This window comes from Nodosilinea sp. FACHB-141, assembly GCF_014696135.1.
Lineage (GTDB): Bacteria > Cyanobacteriota > Cyanobacteriia > Phormidesmidales > Phormidesmidaceae > Nodosilinea.
On sequence record NZ_JACJPP010000011.1, the window covers coordinates 695419 to 714814 of the forward strand.

Sequence of the window (19396 nt, forward strand, 5' to 3'; positions counted from 1 at the left end):
TGGGCGCCAGGGCCAAGTACGCCGGTCTAGACACCTTCAAGCGCAAAGCGCTGGTGTAGGTTTTGACATTAAGGGGGCGCTCCACTGTGTGCCCCCTTAATTTACATCAGCGACTGAGTATCATAACGTTCCGCTTGACCCACCGCAGACGGCTTGAACACTTCATCGATCAACCCTCAACGGTCGGGTTCAAACGGGTTATTAGCTGCAACCGCATTTTGCAGCAGTTACTTTTGTGTGCCTTAGTCGACTAAACTGATTTCGCCTGTATTCAGGTCATAGTAGGCGCCCACAATTTTGAGTTTACCTTCTTGTAGGGCTGAAGCAATTACAGATGAGTTTTGTAGTCGCTGTACTTGTAAGCTCACATTTGACTTGATTGCGTTTGTGAGGCGATCGCCCGATTTTCCCTCCGAGGCTTGAACGGCTGGTCGAATTGCAAACACCAGTGATTCAATGACACCTGGTAATTCTCCCCCTTCCAGAGCCGCTGCCACGGCACCACATCGTTCGTGTCCTAGAACCACCAGTAGGGGGGTTCCCAAGACACCAACCGCATACTCTTCACTAGCAATATCTTCAGTGATGGCAATATTACCAGCAACACGAACGACAAAGAGATCGCCAATTCCCTGATCAAAAACAATCTCTGGCACTACTCGTGAGTCTGCACAACTCAAAATAGCAGCAAAGGGCGCTTGTCCTGACGCAACTTCAGCTAGACGGGCAGCATCTTGATTGGGGTTGAGCCGCTTGCTTTCAACAAATCGCTGGTTTCCTTCCATAAGTTTTGCCAGCGCCTGATCAGGAGTCAAAGCACCCTGGGAATGGGCACTTCCAGGATCGGCCTTAGCGGCTTGGGCTTGCTTAGTACGGGATGACCGATGTTCAACAGCTTGGGCTAATGCGCCCGTTCCTAACCAGGCTGTTACCGAACCTGTGCCAACCAGCCCTGCACCAAATTGAAGAAGGTTTCTTCTCGAAAACCTTTGTTGATCCGAGGATTTTCTCATGATTGTGTCTTGAACAACGAAAGCATTTTTGGACAAGCAAAAATGGGTTAAAGCCCACTCCTAAACTGAATCTTCTATGTACAGGTGACACAAAAACTGCTGTTGAAGCAAATCTTTAAACTCAAGCGCTTACTCTGATGAGACAGGCGGCCAACTATGTATTAAACGCTAGGTATTGTATAGATAAGCCCCTAGCTTGGTGGCTTTATCTGTTACTTTTGATGTCTAACTCCCTGGTGGAGGAGTATTGTTTGTCAATTACGATGGATATTCATTCTGAATAGTGCTTATTTGGTAACTTCTGATCTTGCAACCTATAAAAGTTTGCATCGGTAAGTAAAGTGCTGTTACACGGTCAACGGAGAGCGATCGCATCAACAACCCTTCAGTAATCGGTATCCGTAGGTTGAGATCTGAAGCCACCCTACCTTTCACCTATTCCGGCGACACAGCCACCAAGCAACATTAACCCTCTTTCTGCACTAGCGTCCAAATCGTTTTCAGCAGTGTTTCTGGCTCAATTGGTTTAGTAATGTGCTGCTGAAATCCAGCTGCTAATACTTTTTGCTGGTTGCTTTCTCCAGCGTAGGCAGTGATGGCGATCGCCAAAATATCTCTGCTCTGAGCGGACGATTGTTCCCTGATATGGCGAATCAATCCGTAACCATCCATATCGGGCATCCCAATATCACTGATGAGCAGATCAAACTCTGCTTGCTGCAGATGACTTAACGCTTCATGGGCCGTCCCTACCTGGGTAACCGTTGCCCCCTGCTGTTCTAACAAAAAACTAACTAGCTCTCGTGAATCTCTTTCATCATCAACAAAAAGTACTCGCAATCCGTTGAAATGTAACTCTGAACGGTTGTGAGACAAAGATTGATTTGAGTCGAGTTTAGAGGCAGCAATAATGGGAAGTCTCACAATAAAGGTTGAGCCTTGCCCTTCTCCTAAACTCGCAGCTTGAACGGTTCCGCCGTGTAGTTCAACCAGGTGGCTAACGATCGCCAACCCTAGCCCTAAGCCCCCAAAACTGCGAGTCGTTGTGCTGTCGGCTTGCCGAAAATAGTCAAAGACATAGGGTAAAAAGCTAGCGGTAATGCCTTTACCAGTGTCACTGACCGTGATTTGAGCATAGGTAACGGGGCGGTGGGGAGGTGTGACGTGTTCTTCAACGGCTTCAATTTGCTCTAACCGCACCTGCACGTTTCCACCCTGGGGCGTGAATTTAACGGCATTGGAGATTAAATTCCAAATGACCTGCTGTAGGCGACCAGAATCGCCTAGAACTTGCCCAACATTGGGTTCAAAGGTTGTCTCGATTTGAATGGATTTTGCTTCAGCCGCGAGTTGCACAGTCTCAAGGGCAGATTTAATTGTGAACGGTAAATCTACTGGAACTGTGTTTAAGCTCAGCTTGCCCTGAAGGATACGAGAAACATCAAGCAAGTCTTCGATTAGCTGAGCTTGTAATCTAGCGTTGCGCTCAATTGTTTCCAGCGCGTACTGCGTTTTTGCCGCATCTTGCTGTTTCGTTTGTAGTATTTTTGCCCAGCCGAGAATGGGGTTCAAGGGCGATCGCAACTCATGAGATAAGACCGCCAGAAATTCGTCCTTGATGCGATTGGCCTGCCGCAGTTGATCCGCTTGCTCACGAGTCGTTTCATAGAGTGCATCTAGGCGTAGATTGCGCTCTTGCAGAATAATTTCTGCCTGCTTGCGTTCATCCTCAATCTGCTTGCGATTTGTGATGTCTACCAAAGTCAGCACGGCACCGGTGAAGGTGCCAAATTCATTTAGCACCGGGTCCATTGTTTTGGCAAACCAGCGTTTTTGACTTTGCAGTTCTAATATTTGACGCTGGTGTGTTTCTTTAGCGCGGTAAAAGCAGGTGCCGTCCCCTACTCCCAAGGTGTCATTCATCAACTCGTAGTGAATTTTCCCTAAAATATCTTCAGCCGGCTTACCCAAAAGCCGCATCACGGCTTGATTGCAGCGCAAAATTCCACCCTGCTGATCGAGCAGGTAAACACTGTCGTTAATAGCATCAAATGTAGTTTGCCATTCCCGCGCTGAAATTAGCGCTAACTCTTCTGCCTGTCGAATTCGGAAGAGCGATCGCACCGTCGCCAAGAGTTCAATCGGCTCAACCGGCTGGGCTAGATAACCATCGGCACCGCTGTCTAATCCTTCTGCCTTATCTTGACTTTTAACAAAGCTGGCTGAGAGATGCAGCACCGGAATAAAGCGAGTTAGCGGGTCGGCTTTGATCTGGCGACAGACTTCAAAGCCGTTTAGATCGGGCAATTTCACGTCTAGAATGATCAGCGCTGGTTGATGTAAGCCGATCGCCTCTAACCCTGCGAATCCCGTCGCCGCTTCTACGACGGCGAACCCTGCATTTTGCAAAATTCGCCTCACGATGTAACGATTGGCTTCGTTGTCGTCAATATGCAGAATGGTTTCGCTGGGCACAAACATCACGCATCCTCAAGCATCTAAGACGAGTCCGGCTTTAGCGAGTGCTTCTCGAAGGTGAGAGGCTGCTTCTGCTTGAGATGTTTTCTCCTTAGATAGGATAGCGACACCTTGTTGGGCTAAACGGCTCCGGGTTTCTAAATCTAACTGGGTCGATGAGTGAATAACCACAGGGATGGACTGAGTAGCGGGGTTATGCCGAAGCTGCTCAAGCGCTTCAAAGCCACTCAGCTCGGGCATTTCAAGGTCAAGCAGAATGGCTGAGGGTTGTTCACTCTCTGCTACGGACAATCCTTCCCGTCCATTGGCAGCCTCCAAAAACTGTAACGGCAAATTGGTCAACAACTGTTTAACCACATATCGATAAGCTGGGTCATCATCAATAAGTAAGAGTTTCTGAGCCTTGCCCTGGCCGACTAGCCGATTGAGCTTGGTGAGTAAGGGCAATTGATCTACAGGCTTAATCAAGAATCCATCAGCTCCTAGGGCAGTGGCCTGCTTTTCGTTATCTACGACCGTAATCACCAACACGGGAATGTTGCGAGTCGCCTCATCGCTTTTAAGCTCTCGCAGGAATGTCCAGCCGTTCTGCCCTTCTAGCAAGATGTCTAGCACGATCGCGGCTGGCTGAAGCTGCTGTAGGGCCTGTCTGGCTTGGGCCAAGGTGCGGGTAGCGATTAGCTGATATCTAGACGCTTGTAGGTGTTTCTCGTAGATAAATAGCGTCTCAATATGATCTTCGATCGCCAGAACGGGCAGGCGAGCTGGGTTTAGGGAAGTGATTGGTCGTAGTGAGTCCGGTAGCTCTGTCACTTTAGGGTAGACGATCGGAATGCAGACTGAGAAGGTAGACCCTTGACCCAGTTCACTTTGAACGGAAACGTTGCCCCCCATGAGCTCGGCTAGCTTGGAGGATATCGGCAGTCCTAGCCCTGTTCCTTTTACCTGCCTTTGCAGCTCAGACTCAATTTGCACAAAATCCTCAAAGATGCGCTCCTGGTCGTCCGGTGAAATGCCGATGCCGGTATCAGACACCGAGAGCTGAATCATCTGACCGGCTTGCTCAGCGGTGACTCGCACCTCTCCCTGCTTCGTAAATTTAAGCGCGTTTGAGATAAAGTTTCTGAGGATTTGAGCAATTTTTCCCTCGTCGCTATAGAGCGAGGGCAGACCATCGGGTTCATCAAACACGAGCGACACAGAGGAACCCTGAACCAGCAGCGGACGCAGCATGCCCCGCAGGGTGGCAAACAGGTCACTCACTTCAAAGACACTGGGATTCACCTCGGTTTTGCCGGCTTCTACCTTGGCCAAGTCCAGGAGATCGTTGACGAGCTCTGACAACCCATCGGCCGCCTTTTGAATAAACGTCACTTGCTTTTCTTGCTCTAGGGACAGCTCTCCATCCATCCGAGTCAGCAGCATGCGAGAGAGGGACAAAATTGAGTTGAGCGGCGTGCGAAACTCGTGGCTCATGTTAGAAAGAAAGCGAGTTTTGAGCTCGTTTGCCTGTTGCAGAGAGCTGGCTTTCTCGTCTAATTCGGCGTATAGGGCAATCACGCCTCGATTGGTGTCTTCTAACTCGCGGTTGAGGTAGGTGAGCTCTTCCTCTCGCTTGCGAAGTTCGGCCATCGCCCGCAGCAGTTCCTGGTTTTGCCGCTGAATTTCGTCGTAGGGGTTTTGGGGCGATCGCCCCACGACGGCCTCCCGAATTTGCTGCAATTCTAAATCTGTGAAAATGGGCGATCGCTTGGGTAGGGCTTTGCTAATTTTCACGGTGGTTCCCTGCTCGGTCGATTCGATCTCGAAGGACTCCATCAGCCGGCGCGTGCCAGTAATTCCTAACCCCATGCCGGTAGAAGACTGGTAGCGTCCCTCTAAAATATCGTTCAGATGCGGAATGCCCCCGCCCTGATCTTGCACCTGAATGAGGAAGGTTTGGGGGCTTTCCTCCAGGTCAAATGTCACCGTGCCACCCTGGGCGTACTGAAACGCATTGCGGGCAATTTCTGAAACCGCCGTGGCTAGCCGCGCCTGATCTTGCCCGTCGAACCCCAGCTGTTCTGCTAGCTCGCGGGTGCGCTGCCGCGCCTGCACCACATCCTGTTCGTAGTGGATTTCTAGGGTGAAAAGGGTTGTCATGCTCCCGTTCCTTTCGCCACCAGCATGGTCACATCATCCCGCTCACGATGAAAATCACGGTGTAACACACCGGCGATTAAGCTGGGATGCTTTTGACTTAGGCCGGGGTAGCGATCGAGATTCCACTGGGTACTGATGCCATCGGAGTGCATAGTCAGCAGCCCGTTGAGATACCAGGGGTAGGTAAACTCCTTGATCTTACGAACCTCATGGCCCACGGTGCCGTTGTAAGACATCATGTTGTGGTGTTCGGTGGCGGAAGAAATGCTGGCCGCAATATTACCAATGCCCGCAAAGCAAACGGTCTGCTGCTCAAAGTTAATTTCGGCGATCGCCAGAGCTGCCCCTCTAGTGCTGCGTAACGCCGCGTGGGCCGCTTCGACAATGCGCTGGGGCGACTGGTGATGACAATCGTGAAACACGCGGATAGCGGCGGTCGCCGCGCTGGCCGCCGCAGGACCATGGCCTAAACCATCGACCACCAGAAACAGGCTGCGGCGCTCATCCCCTACCCAAGCCGAGGCATCCCCTGAAACCTCCTCGCCCAGCTTGGGTAAAGCGACCACACCAACTTCAATGATTTTGGGTGACGAATGGGGAGACGTTTTTGCCCAGATATGAGCGAGCAGTGCCGTTCCCTTATTGGGCTGCGAATAAATTTCAAAGAAGTCAGAGAGGCGGCGAATTGCGCCTAGCCCATTGCCCGATGTTCCGGCGGTAGAAAAGCCATCTTGCAGGCATTCTTCCACATCTACCATGCCAGAACCCTGGTCTAGCCCCAAAACTTCAATGCCGATGATGTCATCTTGGGCGATCGCCCTCAGCACAATCACTCCGCGACCTGCGTGCCGGATGAGGTTGTTCGCCACCTCTGTTACCAAAAGGCCAACCTTGCCCCGTTCGGTCTCTTCAAAGCCAAGCCGAGTGGCTAATGCTAGAGAGGCTCGCCGTGCTTCCCCAGTTTGACTCTGCTCGGTGATGGCGATCGCCGTAGATTCATTCAATTGATAACCTCGAATTACTTCCAGCGTACGACGATTATTCGCGTTCCTTCTCCTACCACAGACTCAATTTTAAACTCGTTGGCTAGCCGTTTTGCACCCCCTAACCCCATCCCCAGCCCGCCCCCTGAGGTGAAGCCATCCTTGAGCGCCATTTCAATATCTGGAATGCCCGGCCCCTGATCTTCAAACGTGAGCTTGAGACCGCGCCGCCCGCCGTCCTGAAGCGTTTCTAACTGAACGGTTCCCCCTCCTCCATAATCTAGGGTGTTGCGGGCGAGCTCGCTGGCAGCAGTGACAATTTTGGTTTGGTCTACTAAACCAAAGCCAAGCTCAATGGCAAACTGGCGCACGGCTTGTCGAACCAAAACCACATCCGCAGAAGATTGAATTTTTATCTCCTCAATCTTCTGCATCGTCTTCCATGTCCCATTCCGTAGAAATGAATCGATCATTCGCGGATTTAGCGACCGTCGCCTGCAACAGTGTCATCCCCTTTTCCACATTCAATGCTGTGCGAATGCCGGTGAGGGAAAGCCCTAGCTCCACCAAGGTAATCGCGACGGCAGGCTGCATGCCAACAACCACCGTTTCAGCATCCATGACCTGTGACATTTTGGCAATGTTGCCTAAAATTCTACCGATGAAAGAATCGACAATATCTAGCGCAGAAATGTCAATTAAAACCCCGCTGGCGTTGGTTTGACTAATACGATTGGTCAGGTCATCTTGTAGTGTCATTGCGAGGCGATCGTGCATGTCGACCTGAATGGTGACGAGCAGAAATTCGCCCATTTGAAGGATGGGAATCCGTTCCATTCTTTCCTCTAACCTACTTGCGGGTGATGGTGGTTCCCTTTCGCCTTAATGCCATGAGAAAGGCATCAGCTAAGGTTGCTTTTGTGGTTACATCAGCTAAATCGATGCCGAGATATACGATCGTTTGGGCAATTTGAGGTCGAATGCCGCTAATAATGCAGTCGGCGCCCATGAGGCGAGCGGCGGTAACCGTCTTCAGCAAATGTTGAGCGGTCAGCGTATCGACGGTCGGCACCCCAGTGATGTCAATAATGGCAACTTCTGAGCCGGTTTCGACAATCTTCTGCAATAGCGACTCCATCACGACCTGAGTACGGGCGCTGTCGAGGGTACCAATGATCGGCAAGGCCAAAATGCCTTCCCAAAGTTTGACTACTGGCGTAGACAGTTCCATCATTTCTTCCTGCTGCCGCAAAATCACCTCTTCTCGCGATTTTTGATAGGCTTCTACCACCAGAAGTCCGAGGCGATCGAGCAGGTTAGTGGCTTGCCAAATCTCTTCGCCTAGCTCAGCGGAGTTTTGCAGCTGCTTCCGCAGACAATCAAAGAGCGGTCGTTTGAATGAAAAGATAAAGGTAGCCGTTTCAGAGGGCGTGAAGCCTTTGTGGGAGCGCGATCGCGAGATGCTAGTCAGCAGCTCCCGCACCTCTCGCCATTCGAGCGCCTGAATATTGCTCAAGTTACCGGATTGAGCCGCGACGCGGAGCAACTTGAGAAATTCTCGGCACTCTACCTGTAGCTCTGCTTCTTTAATCAACCCTTTGCGGGTGTTTGTAGCAATTAGTTCCTGATTCCACTCCGACAGCAGTTCTGCCTCATGAGTTTTCAGTATCTCCGGTATCTTACTGGTGTGAGTCATTTCCATGAGGCAGTTTCCTTCATCCAGACCAGTGTAGTTTCGTTCTAAATCTGCTTTGAGGGGCGAACAGGGTGTCCTTCCAATGGCAGATGTGGAACATTCATATCAGTGTATGGCTATTCCAGCCTGTTGGTTTTTCCTGGGGAAAAATTGTGCAGTGCGAAGGCTAAGGTTCACTCAGGCTAAAGCGCACGACGGTGGCGCTGTTCCAACAGCGAGCACCCTAATGCACGGTTGACGCCGAGCGATCGCTCCAGTGCGCTCATCTACCGCCCTCTGTCGCTAACGACCAAGGCACTCAACCCAAAACCCCAAAAAAGCTTGCCACCTGATCTAGGGCAGCCTGGCAGGGATAGCCGGTCGATAAGGCCGCAGCGATCGCCCAATAGTTGCCCGGTCTGTGGCGTGATGACTCTGGAGCGAGCGGGTGATCGCACCCAGTCACCAAGGTTATGCACCACAGCAGAACCACATACCCTAGACTCAACCACAACCGTCGAATCCACCATCCTTGTTTCGTAGCCATGCCATCACCAGCCACTGCAAAATCCAAAAGGGTTTGGGGAAGATTGGCGATCGCCTTCCGAGTGCTTACGGATCCGTCAAGGTACATGTCTAGGTATTGACGCTTGATGAGAAGCCAGCTGATGGTCCGCTTACTGGACACCATGGCTTTTGTCGCTCAACGACAAATTACTTTTGTTTTAGTGCAGTGAAATTGCTAGACATAGTCATCTTGTCCTCGACTAAACCATGACTTTAACGAATGCACCTTGCAGATTGAGCTTAATAGTATCCACTAGCCCGCCTAAAATCGCTGCGATTTTAAGAGGAAGGTTGAAAATATTTCGTGTAAATAGGTGCATTCAGCGTCACGAAGCCCTTTATTAACGGATGCGCAACAAAAAGACACAGAAATTTTAGTCGAAATCTACCTTAAAGCATAATTCTTGATCCTTCTTTTTCCCTACAACAGAGTGGGGCTCAACTGTGCAGGTGTGAATGATTGTAGATGAACCGACTCAGGCGCACATCGAGGAAGATGTTTTTGTCTTTCCCGCCTCGTTTGCCCAGCAGCGTTTGTGGTTTATTGACCAGCTACTTCCGGGAGATGCTCTCTATACGAGTCCTCTGGTGTTTCGGCTTAGCGGTCATTTAAAGCGATCGCACCTCCAGCACAGTATGCAGGCGATCGCGCAGCGGCACGAAATTTTGCGCACCTCATTTGATGTCGTTGATGGTCAGTTAATGCAGGTCGTCGCCGCTCAGGTGGATGTGCCACTGCCGTTAATAGATCTGCGATCGCACCCCGCCAACCAGCGCGAAGCCATAGCGTTACAAGACATTTGGGAAACTCTTCAACACCCATTTCACCTCAATCAACGGCCACTTTTTCGGGTGCAACTGTGGCAATTGCAAGATGACGAACATCTAATGCTAATTGCGCTACATCACATCATTTTTGATGAATGGTCGAGCGGTGTTTTGATTCGAGAACTGGGTGAGGGATATGCTGCTTCGGTCGAAAACAAATTCGTCGCACTACCCGAATTGCCAATTCAATATGCGGATTTTGCTCACTGGCAGCGGGAATGGTTGCAGGGTGATGTGTTGAATACTCAGTTGAGCTATTGGAAACAGCAGTTAAAGGATATCCCAGTTCTGCAGTTGCCGGGTGCGTTGTCGCCCGCATTAGGGCAACCCTTATCCCAAGAACATCAGGGCGCAAGTCAATTGCTAGAACTGCCTCAGCGATTATTGGAGGCGTTAGAAAACCTGAGCCAACAGGCGGAGGTGACGCTGTTTATGACCCTATTAGCAGCATTTCAAACCCTGCTGCACCGCTACACCGGACAAACCGATTTAGCGATCGGCACTCCCATTGCCAATCGGCACCAGAGTGAATTGGAAGGGCTGATTGGCTTTTTTGTAAATAGTTTGGTTCTACGAACTAGCGTAGAGGGCGATCCGACGTTTTTGGAATTGTTAGAGCGAGTACGAGAAGTTACCCTAGCCGCCTACGATCACCAAGATTTGCCGTTTGAAAAACTGGTCGAGGAACTGCAACCTGTTCGCAACCTCGGTCAAAATCCCCTGTTTCAAGTGGTGTTTGCTCTGCAAAACACACCCATGACGCAGCTAGAACTGCCGGGGCTAATTCTCAGTCCAGTAGATTTGGGAATCAAGACATCCCGCTTCGATCTGGAATTTTACCTTTGGACCTGTGGCGACAACTTTAGAAACTTGTGGGGTAAGGGTTGGCAAAACTCAGACGGGTTGCGGGGGATGGTGATTTACAACACTGAGCTGTTTGAGGCAAGCGCGATCGCATCCCTTCTCGAGCACTTTCAAACGTTGCTAGAAGGAATTGTTGCCAACCCAAATACGCCTCTTTCTGCCCTGCCATTACTAACTACTGAAGACCAACAAGCATTGCTCCGCCGTTGGAGCAGCAATCAATCCAAATATCCTAGCAATGAGTGCATTCATCATCTGTTTGAAGCGCAGGTGAGGGAACGACCCAATGCGATCGCCCTGCAGTTTGGCAACCAACAATTCACCTATCAGCAGTTGAATCAGGGCAGCAACCAACTGGCGCGGTACTTGCAACGATTGGGCATTGGTTCGGAAATGCCCGTCGGTATCTGCTTGGAACGGGGCATAGGGGCGATCGCTGCCATGTTGGCAATTCTCAAAGCGGGGGGAGTTTACGTACCTCTCGACCCCAGCTATCCGGCAGAACGGCTGCGCTTTATGGTGGAGGATGCGGGCATTACTGTCATTCTCTCGGAAGCAAACTGGGTAGACGAATTGCAAACGGCGACCACCAAGGTGGTTTGCTTGGAGCAATCGTGGGACGCGATCGCCCAGGAATCAGACCAGAATCTATCCACTTCCTGTACCGCCGATCAGCCCGCCTACGTCATCTACACCTCTGGCTCTACAGGAACCCCAAAAGGCGTTGTGGTGCCCCATCGAGCGGTAAATCGGTTGGTGTGCAATACCGATTATGTGCAGATTACAGGTGACGATCGCGTGGCGCAGGTGGCCAATCTTGCCTTTGACGCCGCCACCTTCGAAGTGTGGGGTGCCTTGTTAAACGGCGCTCACCTGATTGGCATTGAGCGAGAAATCACGCTGTCTCCCGCTGATTTTGCTGCTAACTTACAGCAGCAAAATATTAGCATTCTGTTTCTCACCACTGCTCTGTTGAACCAAACCGTTAGTCAGATTCCCGATGCCTTTCGATCGCTCAAGTATTTGCTTTTTGGCGGTGAGACAGTGAATGTCGATCGGGTGCGATCGCTAGTGCAGCAAGGCAAGCCCCAACACTTGCTGCACGTTTATGGTCCCACAGAAAACACCACCTTTTCCACCTGGTATGAGATCCAGGAGATTTCAGAAACTGCTACCACCATCCCCATTGGCAAAGCGATTGCCAATACTCAGGTTTATGTGCTGGATGCCCATCAAAACCCTGTTCCTGCTGGGGTAGTTGGTGAGATATACTTAGGCGCCGATGGATTGGCAAACGAATATTTGAACCATCCAGAGTTGACCGATGAAAAGTTTGTTTGCTCAAAGCTATCAAACTTAAATCCAGCTTGTAACGAGCACCAGAATTTAATCCTATATAGAACAGGCGATCGCGCTCTTTATCACGCCGACGGCAATCTAGAATTTTTAGGTCGTGTAGACAATCAGGTCAAAATTCGCGGGTTTCGAGTCGAGCTAAGCGAGATTGAGCAAGCGATCGCACAACATCCATCGGTACAATCTGTCGTTGTCGTTGTACGGGAGATCGACCAAGATCGACAGTTGATTGCATACATTGTGCCCAGTACAGGGGAAGCCCCAACCGAACGAGAACTACGATCGCTGCTAAAAAAACGGCTCCCTGCCTACATGATTCCGGCGGCATTTGTTGTGCTGGACTCGCTTCCCTTAACCGCCAACGGTAAAGTAGACCAAAAAGCATTACCCCCACCAACGCTGCATCGGGCAGCATTCAGCGCAACGACGGCTCCGACAACGTCTTTAGAGACGACTCTAGTAGAGTTTTGGATGCAGCTATTGGGACAACAACACGTGGGCATTCACGACAACTTTTTTGAGCTGGGAGGACATTCTTTGTTGGCCACTCAGTTCGTTTCACGGGTACGCGATCGCTTACACGTCGAGTTGCCTCTGCGCAGCATCTTTGAAACCCCCACCATTGCTGAACTAGCACAACAAATCACCGCCATTCAGGCAACGCTTCAACCCGAAACCGCTTCAACCAGCGATCAAAGCGGAGCCAATTCTCAACGACGTGAGGAAATAGATCTATGACCAACTGGGCGATCGCTGACTTTATTTCTCACCTCAACCACCTAGATATCAAGCTCTCCCTCGAACCCGACCCCGCTGTTTCTCCCCACCCATTCCGGCTCCGCTGCAACGCCCCCGAAGGCACTCTCACCCCCACCCTCCGTCAAGAACTCACCGACCACAAAGCCGAACTCATCATCTACCTACAAACGAACCCAAATATCCAAGAATCGCAGTCAAAAAACAGTTTCCCATCCACCCTCCCACCCATCCACCCTCCCACCCATCCACCCTCCCACCCATCCGCTCCTCTTTCCTTCGCCCAACAGCGACTCTGGTTCCTCTACCAGCTCGCCCCCCACAACCCTTTCTACAACGTGCCTGCCGCCATTCGTTTAACGGGAACCCTCGATCGCTCGGCATTAGAGCGATCGCTTCAGGAAATTGTGCGCCGTCATGGTGCCCTGCGCACCCGATTTACAATCGTGGATGGGCAACCCGTTCAAGTCGTTGAACCCAACGCCAATGTCGAGCTTGCTGTGGTGAATTTACAGTCGGTTGCGATTGGTGAACGCGATCGCATTCGGCAACAATTGGCGACAGCTGAAGCCCAACGCCCCTTTAACCTGACGACCGATTCTCTGTTGCGTGTGACATTGCTGCACTTTGATGTAGCGGAATCAGTGTTGTTGCTAACCATGCATCACATTGTTGCCGACGGGTGGTCTTTGGGGGTATTGATTCGAGAATTGGGTTATTTCTATACGGCATTTGTAGAAAAGCGTTTGCCGACTCTCCCTCCCTTGCCAATTCAATACGCTGACTTTGCGTGCTGGCAGCACAACTGGTTGCAGGGAGAGGTTTTAGAGAAACAATTGAGCTATTGGCGGCAACAATTGCAAGATTTGCCTGTGCTGAAGTTACCCAGCGATCGCCCCCGTCCTGCTGTTCAAACCTATCGAGGCGCGACTTATCCTTTACACATTTCTCCTACCCTTTCCCAAGCATTAGAGACATTCAGCCAGCAGTCTGGAGCGTCTCTGTTCATGACCCTGCTGGCAGCATTTCAAACCTTGCTTTACCGATACACAGGGCAAGAAGATATCGCGATCGGGTCACCCATTGCCAACCGTCATCGCAGTGAGGTAGAGGGGCTAATTGGCTTTTTTGTGAACAGTTTGGTGATGCGATCGGATTTGTCGGGTAACCCCACCTTTCGCGAATTGCTGGAGCAGGTTCGTCAAGTTGCTCTGGGAGCATATGAGCATCAAGACTTACCCTTTGAGAAACTGGTTGAAGAATTAGACCCCGATCGCGATCTGAGCCGCAATCCCTTGTTTCAGGTTGCTTTTGCCTTGCAAAATGCCCCTGTGCAATCTCTGGAGCTACCAGCACTGACGCTAGAACCTGCCCCTCTGGAGTCTGCCAGCACCCGCTTTGATCTAGAGATTCACCTGTGGGAACCTGCCCACGGATTGAAAAGTGTGTGGCGATCGCAAGACGGTTTGAGCGGCTTCATTTCCTACAGCACTGATCTATTCGATCGCGATAGAATTGCTCGTCTAGTGGGTCATTTTCAAACGCTGCTAGAAGGAATTGTCGCGAATCCAGATACCCGATTGTCAGACCTGCCGTTGCTCACGCCCGAGGAACATCAGCAGATTCTGTATGACTGGAGCTTTGGGAGATCTCCCCTAGCCTCCCTCAATAAGGGAGGGATCGGAAGTGCAGCTGAAGTTTCTCATCAGGGGCAACTCAGCGAGAAGCCACTCTACTTTCATCACATTGTTGAAGCCCACACGAAACAAGGTCCAAACGCGATCGCCCTTGTCACCGAATCTCAAACTCTTACTTACCAGGAAGTCGATTGTCAGGCCGCTCAGTTAGCAGAAATTTTGCGAAAAATGGGGGTTCAGCCCAATTCGCTAGTGGGGTTATGTGTCGATCGCTCTGCTGATATGGTGATTAGCATTCTCGGCATTCTCAAAGCGGGAGGAGCTTATGTGCCGCTAGACCCGACTTATCCGAGCGATCGCCTCCAATTCATTCTCAATGACACCCAAGTTTCCATCCTGCTCACACAATCCTGGCTTACCGAATCCCTACCGGCGACTTCGGCAACCATTGTTTGCTTAGATCAGCCGTTGTGCCCTCATCCCCCAACCCCTTCTCCCAATCAGGGAGAAGGGGAGAAAGAGAATAGCCTGAAGCTAGAAGAAACTCCTCCAGGTCGGTTCCCCCTCTCTCGTCACTGGGAGAGGGGGCCAGGGGGTGAGGGCTCTTCCGATCTAGCCTACGTCATCTATACCTCTGGCTCCACGGGCACTCCTAAAGGAGTTTTGCTCTCTCATCGGGGCTTGTGTAACGTTGTACAGGCTCAACAACAGCTCTTTCAGCCCATTCGCACTAGTCGAGTTTTGCAATTTAGCTCTCTCAGCTTTGATGCGTCTATTTTCGAGATTGCCCTCGCCCTCGGCTCTGGCGGCACGCTGTATATTCCTCCTCGGTCTGCCCAATTGCCGGGTATAGCGCTAATAGAATTTCTGCAAGAAAATGCCATCACTCACGCCCTAATTACGCCAGCCGTACTCGCCGTTTTGCCTCCTGGGGAACTGCCTGACCTTCAGGTGTTGGTCACCGGGGGAGAAGCCTGCTCTAGCCAGGTGATTGATCGCTGGGCTGTCAACCGCCGCTTCTTCAACGCCTACGGACCCACCGAAACCACCATCTGGGCAACAGTTGCCGAACTCCATCCCGGCGACAATCCCCTGACGATTGGTTGCCCCGTTCTTAATACTCAAGTCTACGTTCTGGATGCTCACTTAAATCCTGTTCCGGCAGGCATTCCAGGGGAGTTGTACATTGGCGGAGTAGGGGTGGCGCAAGGGTATCTCAACCGCCCGGAGTTGACGGCGGAAAGGTTTGTTAATGCTGACTGCTTAGAACTAAGTGCTAAGTTAAAAAGCGCCTTCTCTACAGCCAATAAACAGCGCCAAACCCTCTATAAAACTGGCGATCGCGTCCTCTACAACCGTGACGGCACTATTCAATTTCTTGGTCGAGTCGATCACCAGATCAAGATCCGAGGTTTTCGGGTTGAGTTGGGTGAAATTGAAACAACGATACAGCGTCATTCTGCTATTCAAGATGCCGTTGTCATCCCCTCCGCTGCCTCGTCTCTGATTGCCTACTTCAGCCTTGCTCCTCAGTATCTGCAAGAAGCGAGTGTGCGATCGCTCCAAACTCAACATCTGCAACAGTGGCAAACCCTCTACAACCAAACTTACCAATCACCAGCGCCCTCTCAGCCCCCAGCTTCCAACCCCCAACCCTTTGATATTACCGGCTGGAACAGCAGCTATACCGGAGAGCCCATTCCGCTAGAGCAGATGCAGGAGTGGGTGGGCGATCGCGTACAGCAGATTCTCGCGCTAAAACCTAAACGCGTTTTGGAAATTGGGTGCGGTACAGGATTGCTGCTGTTTCAAATTGCGCCGCACTGTCAAAAGTATGTAGGCACAGACTTTTCGGCTGTCTCCCTGGCATCAGTTCAACATCAACTAGACTCGCTCAATCTCTCCCACGTTGAGCTGTTGCAGCGCATGGCAACCGACTTTGAAGGGATTGATCTAGGGTCGTTTGACGTCGTAATTTTGAATTCGGTTGTGCAGTATTTTCCCGATGAGACCTACTTAATACAGGTCTTAAAAAAAGCGATTGAAGCCGTTGCGGTGGGCGGTGCCTTATTCGTTGGAGATGTGCGAAACCTACCTTTGTTATCGGCATTCCATAGCTGGATGAAATTTGTTCAGGCAGACGACAGCATGGAGCGATCGCAGCTCTGGCATCAAGTCGAGCGATCGCAGTTTGAAGAACCAGAATTGGCTATTGATCCGGCATTCTTTTATGTGCTGCAAGAGCAGTTCGCCCAAATTCAGCAGGTTCACATTCGCCTGACTCGAGGGCGCAGTCAAAATGAGATGACTCAGTTTCGCTACAACGTTTTGCTGCGAATGGAGCAATCTCATGAGGTTGGGCTGAAGCATGAAACCCAACCTAAAACCGTTATTAAAGACAACAAAGGGGAGCAACTTAACTGGAAGCATCAGCCAGTGACCGTCCAAGAGATCCAGCAACAACTCCTGGCCACCGAACCAGAAATCTTGACCATCACGAATGTGGTCAATAGCCGAGTGAATGCTGCTGTGGCAACAGCAAACTGGCTTCAGAATAAAGAAGCGCCCAAGACCGTTGGCCGCATGCGCGAGCTATTGCAAGACGCTGCAAACTCAGCAATCGATCCGCAAGACTGGTGGAATTTAGAAACAACATTGCCCTACACAGTAGAGATTACGTGGTCAGCATCGCCCGAGACTGGAGATTATGATGTGGCGCTGATTCGTCGTGGGGTTGATGTAGTGGATACTGCACTATGGCCTAGGAAGCGCTCGCCCCAGCACACCAACCATCCACTTCAGGCGAATGTCGCTCGGCACATCATTCCTGAACTACGGCAGCATCTCAGCCAGACGTTACCCGACTACATGGTTCCTGCTGCCTTTGTGCCGTTAGCCACCCTGCCGTTGAATTCCAGTGGTAAGGTCGATCGGCGCGCCCTGCCTCCGCTCGACCATACCTACAGCAACGATTCACCTACGGCAAGCGCCCCCCAAACCTCAACCGAGACCGCTCTCATTGAGATTTGGCAAGAACTCTTACAGATCAAGCATATCAACCGTCACGACAACTTTTTTGAGTTGGGTGGGCATTCCCTACTCGCGACCCAAATGACCTCTCGCATCCGCGACACCTTTGAGTTAGAACTCCCGCTCAAAAACGTTTTTGCCGCTCCCACTATTGCCCAGCTAGCGCCCATTCTCGACGCGTTGCGCGATACCACCTCAAGCACTCCTCCCCTCGTTCGGCTCGATCGCACCGCTTACCGACGCAAATCCTCGACTTTGCTAAACCAGCCGGCTCAGGTTGCTCCCGTTCCTCCCCAACCGGAAGCGCCAGCACTTAACACAGTCACCCCATCCCCTACTTCGCCGCTGGTTCCCCTGGCTTTGGGCGGCAGCAGTCCTCCCTTCTTCTGTGTGCATCCTATGTTTGGGGTCGTATTCCCCTATATGGAACTCGCTCATCACCTGCAAAGCGATCGCAGTTTCTATGGGTTACAACCCCTCGGGTTAGACGGCAAATCTCAGCCCCTAAACCGAATGGAGGCAATCGCGGCCTATTACATTCAAGCCATTCAAACCCTTCAGCCTCATGGGCCTTATTACCTAGGAGGTTGGTCTTTTGGGGGATTGGTTGCCTATGAGATGGCGCAACAACTCACTCAAGCAGGCGAAACAGTTGAACTGTTGGCAATTCTCGATACTACGGCTCCCTGCACCAAACCCTCTCTTTGTCAGAGCTTTAAGTTTCTAGTGAAAACTGCCCTCTGGTCTACCCTGCCATTTTTGCTAGACTTTAGCGCTCTAGCGACCCACCGCCTGCAAGGTAAGCCGTGGTTTTCTCGCTGGCAATGGTCAGCCATCACCCGATTAATTCCTGAAGAGTCTCGATTGCGTCTATTAAATGAATCCGCCATCAACGCCATGCTGCCCATTGTCTATGCGAATAGTCAGGCGACCAACGATTATGTGCCTCAGCCTTACTCTCACGCGATCGCGCTATTTAGGGCCGCAGAACAATCAGATGCTAGTCAACCTGATGAAACATTGGGCTGGAGTGAATTAGTGAAGGACATTCAACTGCACGAAGTCCCCGGCAACCATTTATCGTTGCTAAAACAGCCTCATGTGCAAGTTCTGGCGGAACAACTCAGACGTTATTTGGCATAGATACAGTGTTTCTCTAACTTCAAAAAGTTACGATATTGAGTTTTTCCCATTACTCTCAATTAGTTTAACGATTGCAATCACCGAGCTCAGATGTTTGAATAACTAACCTGATGCCAGCAGAACATCTAATTTTCCGCTGTCTTTTGGAGTAGGCCTGCCCCTATAGGCTGGGCGGCCAGCCATACCCAATCCACTGCCAAAAAGCACACCCGGTAAAATAGTGGCATCGAGCAGTAGGTGATCGCCCGTGGTATAAGCCCAACCCCAGCTCAAAACCTTTAGCGACTTTCTCGCCTACACCCAGGAGGTCGAAGGCTACTACGAACTCACTAACGGAGAACTGGTTGAGATGCCGCCAGAGTCTTACGACAACTTGCGTCGTGCCCTAAAGCTTTACGACGTATTGAAAGTGCTGGTAGATGCTGCTCAAGTCTGTCCCCAAGGTTTGGCTATAGCTGTGCCGGGGCAACCCAAGAATCGGTATCCGGATCTAACAGTGTTACGCCCTGAGCATCCTGAGCAGATGCGCGAACTGGGGCAGGTCGCCCTTACGTTAGAAATGGCTCCCCCTTTGCTAGTGGTAGAGGTGGTTAGCCCAGGGGCTAAGAATCGCCGCCGCGTCTATTTAGAGAAGCGCAACCAGTACGAGTGGCGCGGCATTGGTGAATGTTGGATTCTTGACCCAGTGGTAGGCCGGGTGACCGTTCTGAGCTTGACCCCACAGGGCTATAGCGAAGCCACATTTGAGGGAGAAGCTGTGGTTGAGTCACCTATATTTCCCGACTGGGCAATGACCGCTGAGTCTATGCTGGCGGTGGGTTAGCTATGAGAAAAGCTTGTGTTGGCTAAGCTGCATTTGGCAACCCGCGTCAACAACTCTCTATCTGCCAAATTCGTGCCTAGTTTGAGCCAACGTTGCGATTC

General features: G+C 51.1%; 10 protein-coding genes and 1 pseudogene. 3 read left to right on the forward strand and 8 right to left on the reverse strand.

Annotated features, from left to right (window positions below):
• Positions 1-242: 242 nt before the first annotated feature.
• The 8 genes from H6F59_RS11655 to H6F59_RS11690 form a co-directional block, all read right to left on the reverse strand.
• Complete coding sequence (locus H6F59_RS11655) at positions 243-1049, reverse strand: carbonic anhydrase (protein ID WP_242021392.1); 807 nt, start codon at positions 1047-1049, stop codon at positions 243-245.
• 429 nt (positions 1050-1478) lie between these two features.
• Positions 1479-3494 (reverse strand): response regulator, encoded by a 2016-nt coding sequence (locus H6F59_RS11660; protein ID WP_190699266.1) that lies wholly within the window; start codon positions 3492-3494, stop codon positions 1479-1481.
• Between the two features lie 9 nt (positions 3495-3503).
• Positions 3504-5633: an ATP-binding protein gene (locus H6F59_RS11665; protein WP_190699270.1), complete on the reverse strand. Its 2130-nt coding sequence runs from the start codon at positions 5631-5633 to the stop codon at positions 3504-3506.
• Positions 5630-6637 carry an ATP-binding SpoIIE family protein phosphatase gene (locus tag H6F59_RS11670; protein WP_190699283.1) on the reverse strand — a complete coding sequence of 336 codons (1008 nt, stop codon included), beginning with the start codon at positions 6635-6637 and terminating at the stop codon, positions 5630-5632. The genes H6F59_RS11665 and H6F59_RS11670 overlap by 4 nt, the downstream gene beginning before the upstream one ends.
• A 14-nt stretch (positions 6638-6651) precedes the next feature.
• A complete protein-coding gene (locus H6F59_RS11675; protein WP_190699903.1) occupies positions 6652-7050 on the reverse strand; it encodes an anti-sigma regulatory factor in 399 nt (132 codons plus the stop codon).
• Positions 7037-7453: an STAS domain-containing protein gene (locus tag H6F59_RS11680; RefSeq protein ID WP_190523641.1), complete on the reverse strand. Its 417-nt coding sequence runs from the start codon at positions 7451-7453 to the stop codon at positions 7037-7039. The genes H6F59_RS11675 and H6F59_RS11680 overlap by 14 nt, the downstream gene beginning before the upstream one ends.
• Before the next feature lie 13 nt (positions 7454-7466).
• Entirely contained in the window at positions 7467-8318 is an 852-nt protein-coding gene (locus tag H6F59_RS11685; protein WP_190699284.1) for an STAS domain-containing protein, read from the reverse strand.
• A 292-nt stretch (positions 8319-8610) separates the two neighbouring features.
• The gene (locus H6F59_RS11690) at positions 8611-8838 is read right to left on the reverse strand and encodes a hypothetical protein (protein WP_190699287.1); all 228 of its coding nucleotides are present in this window, start codon (positions 8836-8838) and stop codon (positions 8611-8613) included.
• Between the two features lie 476 nt (positions 8839-9314).
• Between H6F59_RS11690 and H6F59_RS11695 the strand changes: the two genes are divergently transcribed.
• From H6F59_RS11695 to H6F59_RS11705, 3 genes and pseudogenes are all read left to right on the forward strand, one after another.
• Positions 9315-12644, forward strand: a complete 3330-nt coding sequence (locus H6F59_RS11695; RefSeq protein WP_190699289.1) for a non-ribosomal peptide synthetase — start codon at positions 9315-9317, stop codon at positions 12642-12644.
• Positions 12641-18472 carry a non-ribosomal peptide synthetase gene (locus H6F59_RS11700; protein ID WP_190699290.1) on the forward strand — a complete coding sequence of 1944 codons (5832 nt, stop codon included), beginning with the start codon at positions 12641-12643 and terminating at the stop codon, positions 18470-18472. The genes H6F59_RS11695 and H6F59_RS11700 overlap by 4 nt, the downstream gene beginning before the upstream one ends.
• Before the next feature lie 292 nt (positions 18473-18764).
• Positions 18765-19295, forward strand: a pseudogene (locus tag H6F59_RS11705) (Uma2 family endonuclease); the annotation flags it as partial.
• Positions 19296-19396 lie beyond the last annotated feature (101 nt).

Bases quoted from the DNA above. Each gene is read 5' to 3' on its own strand.
- H6F59_RS11660 (WP_190699266.1), bottom strand. From the start codon at position 3,494: ATGTTTGTGCCCAGCGAAACCATTCTGCATATTGACGACAACGAAGCC.
- H6F59_RS11665 (WP_190699270.1), bottom strand. From the start codon at position 5,633: ATGACAACCCTTTTCACCCTAGAAATCCACTACGAACAGGATGTGGTG.
- H6F59_RS11695 (WP_190699289.1), top strand. From the start codon at position 9,315: ATGATTGTAGATGAACCGACTCAGGCGCACATCGAGGAAGATGTTTTT.
- H6F59_RS11675 (WP_190699903.1), bottom strand. From the start codon at position 7,050: ATGCAGAAGATTGAGGAGATAAAAATTCAATCTTCTGCGGATGTGGTT.
- H6F59_RS11680 (WP_190523641.1), bottom strand. From the start codon at position 7,453: ATGGAACGGATTCCCATCCTTCAAATGGGCGAATTTCTGCTCGTCACC.
- H6F59_RS11690 (WP_190699287.1), bottom strand. From the start codon at position 8,838: ATGGCTACGAAACAAGGATGGTGGATTCGACGGTTGTGGTTGAGTCTA.
- H6F59_RS11685 (WP_190699284.1), bottom strand. From the start codon at position 8,318: ATGGAAATGACTCACACCAGTAAGATACCGGAGATACTGAAAACTCAT.
- H6F59_RS11700 (WP_190699290.1), top strand. From the start codon at position 12,641: ATGACCAACTGGGCGATCGCTGACTTTATTTCTCACCTCAACCACCTA.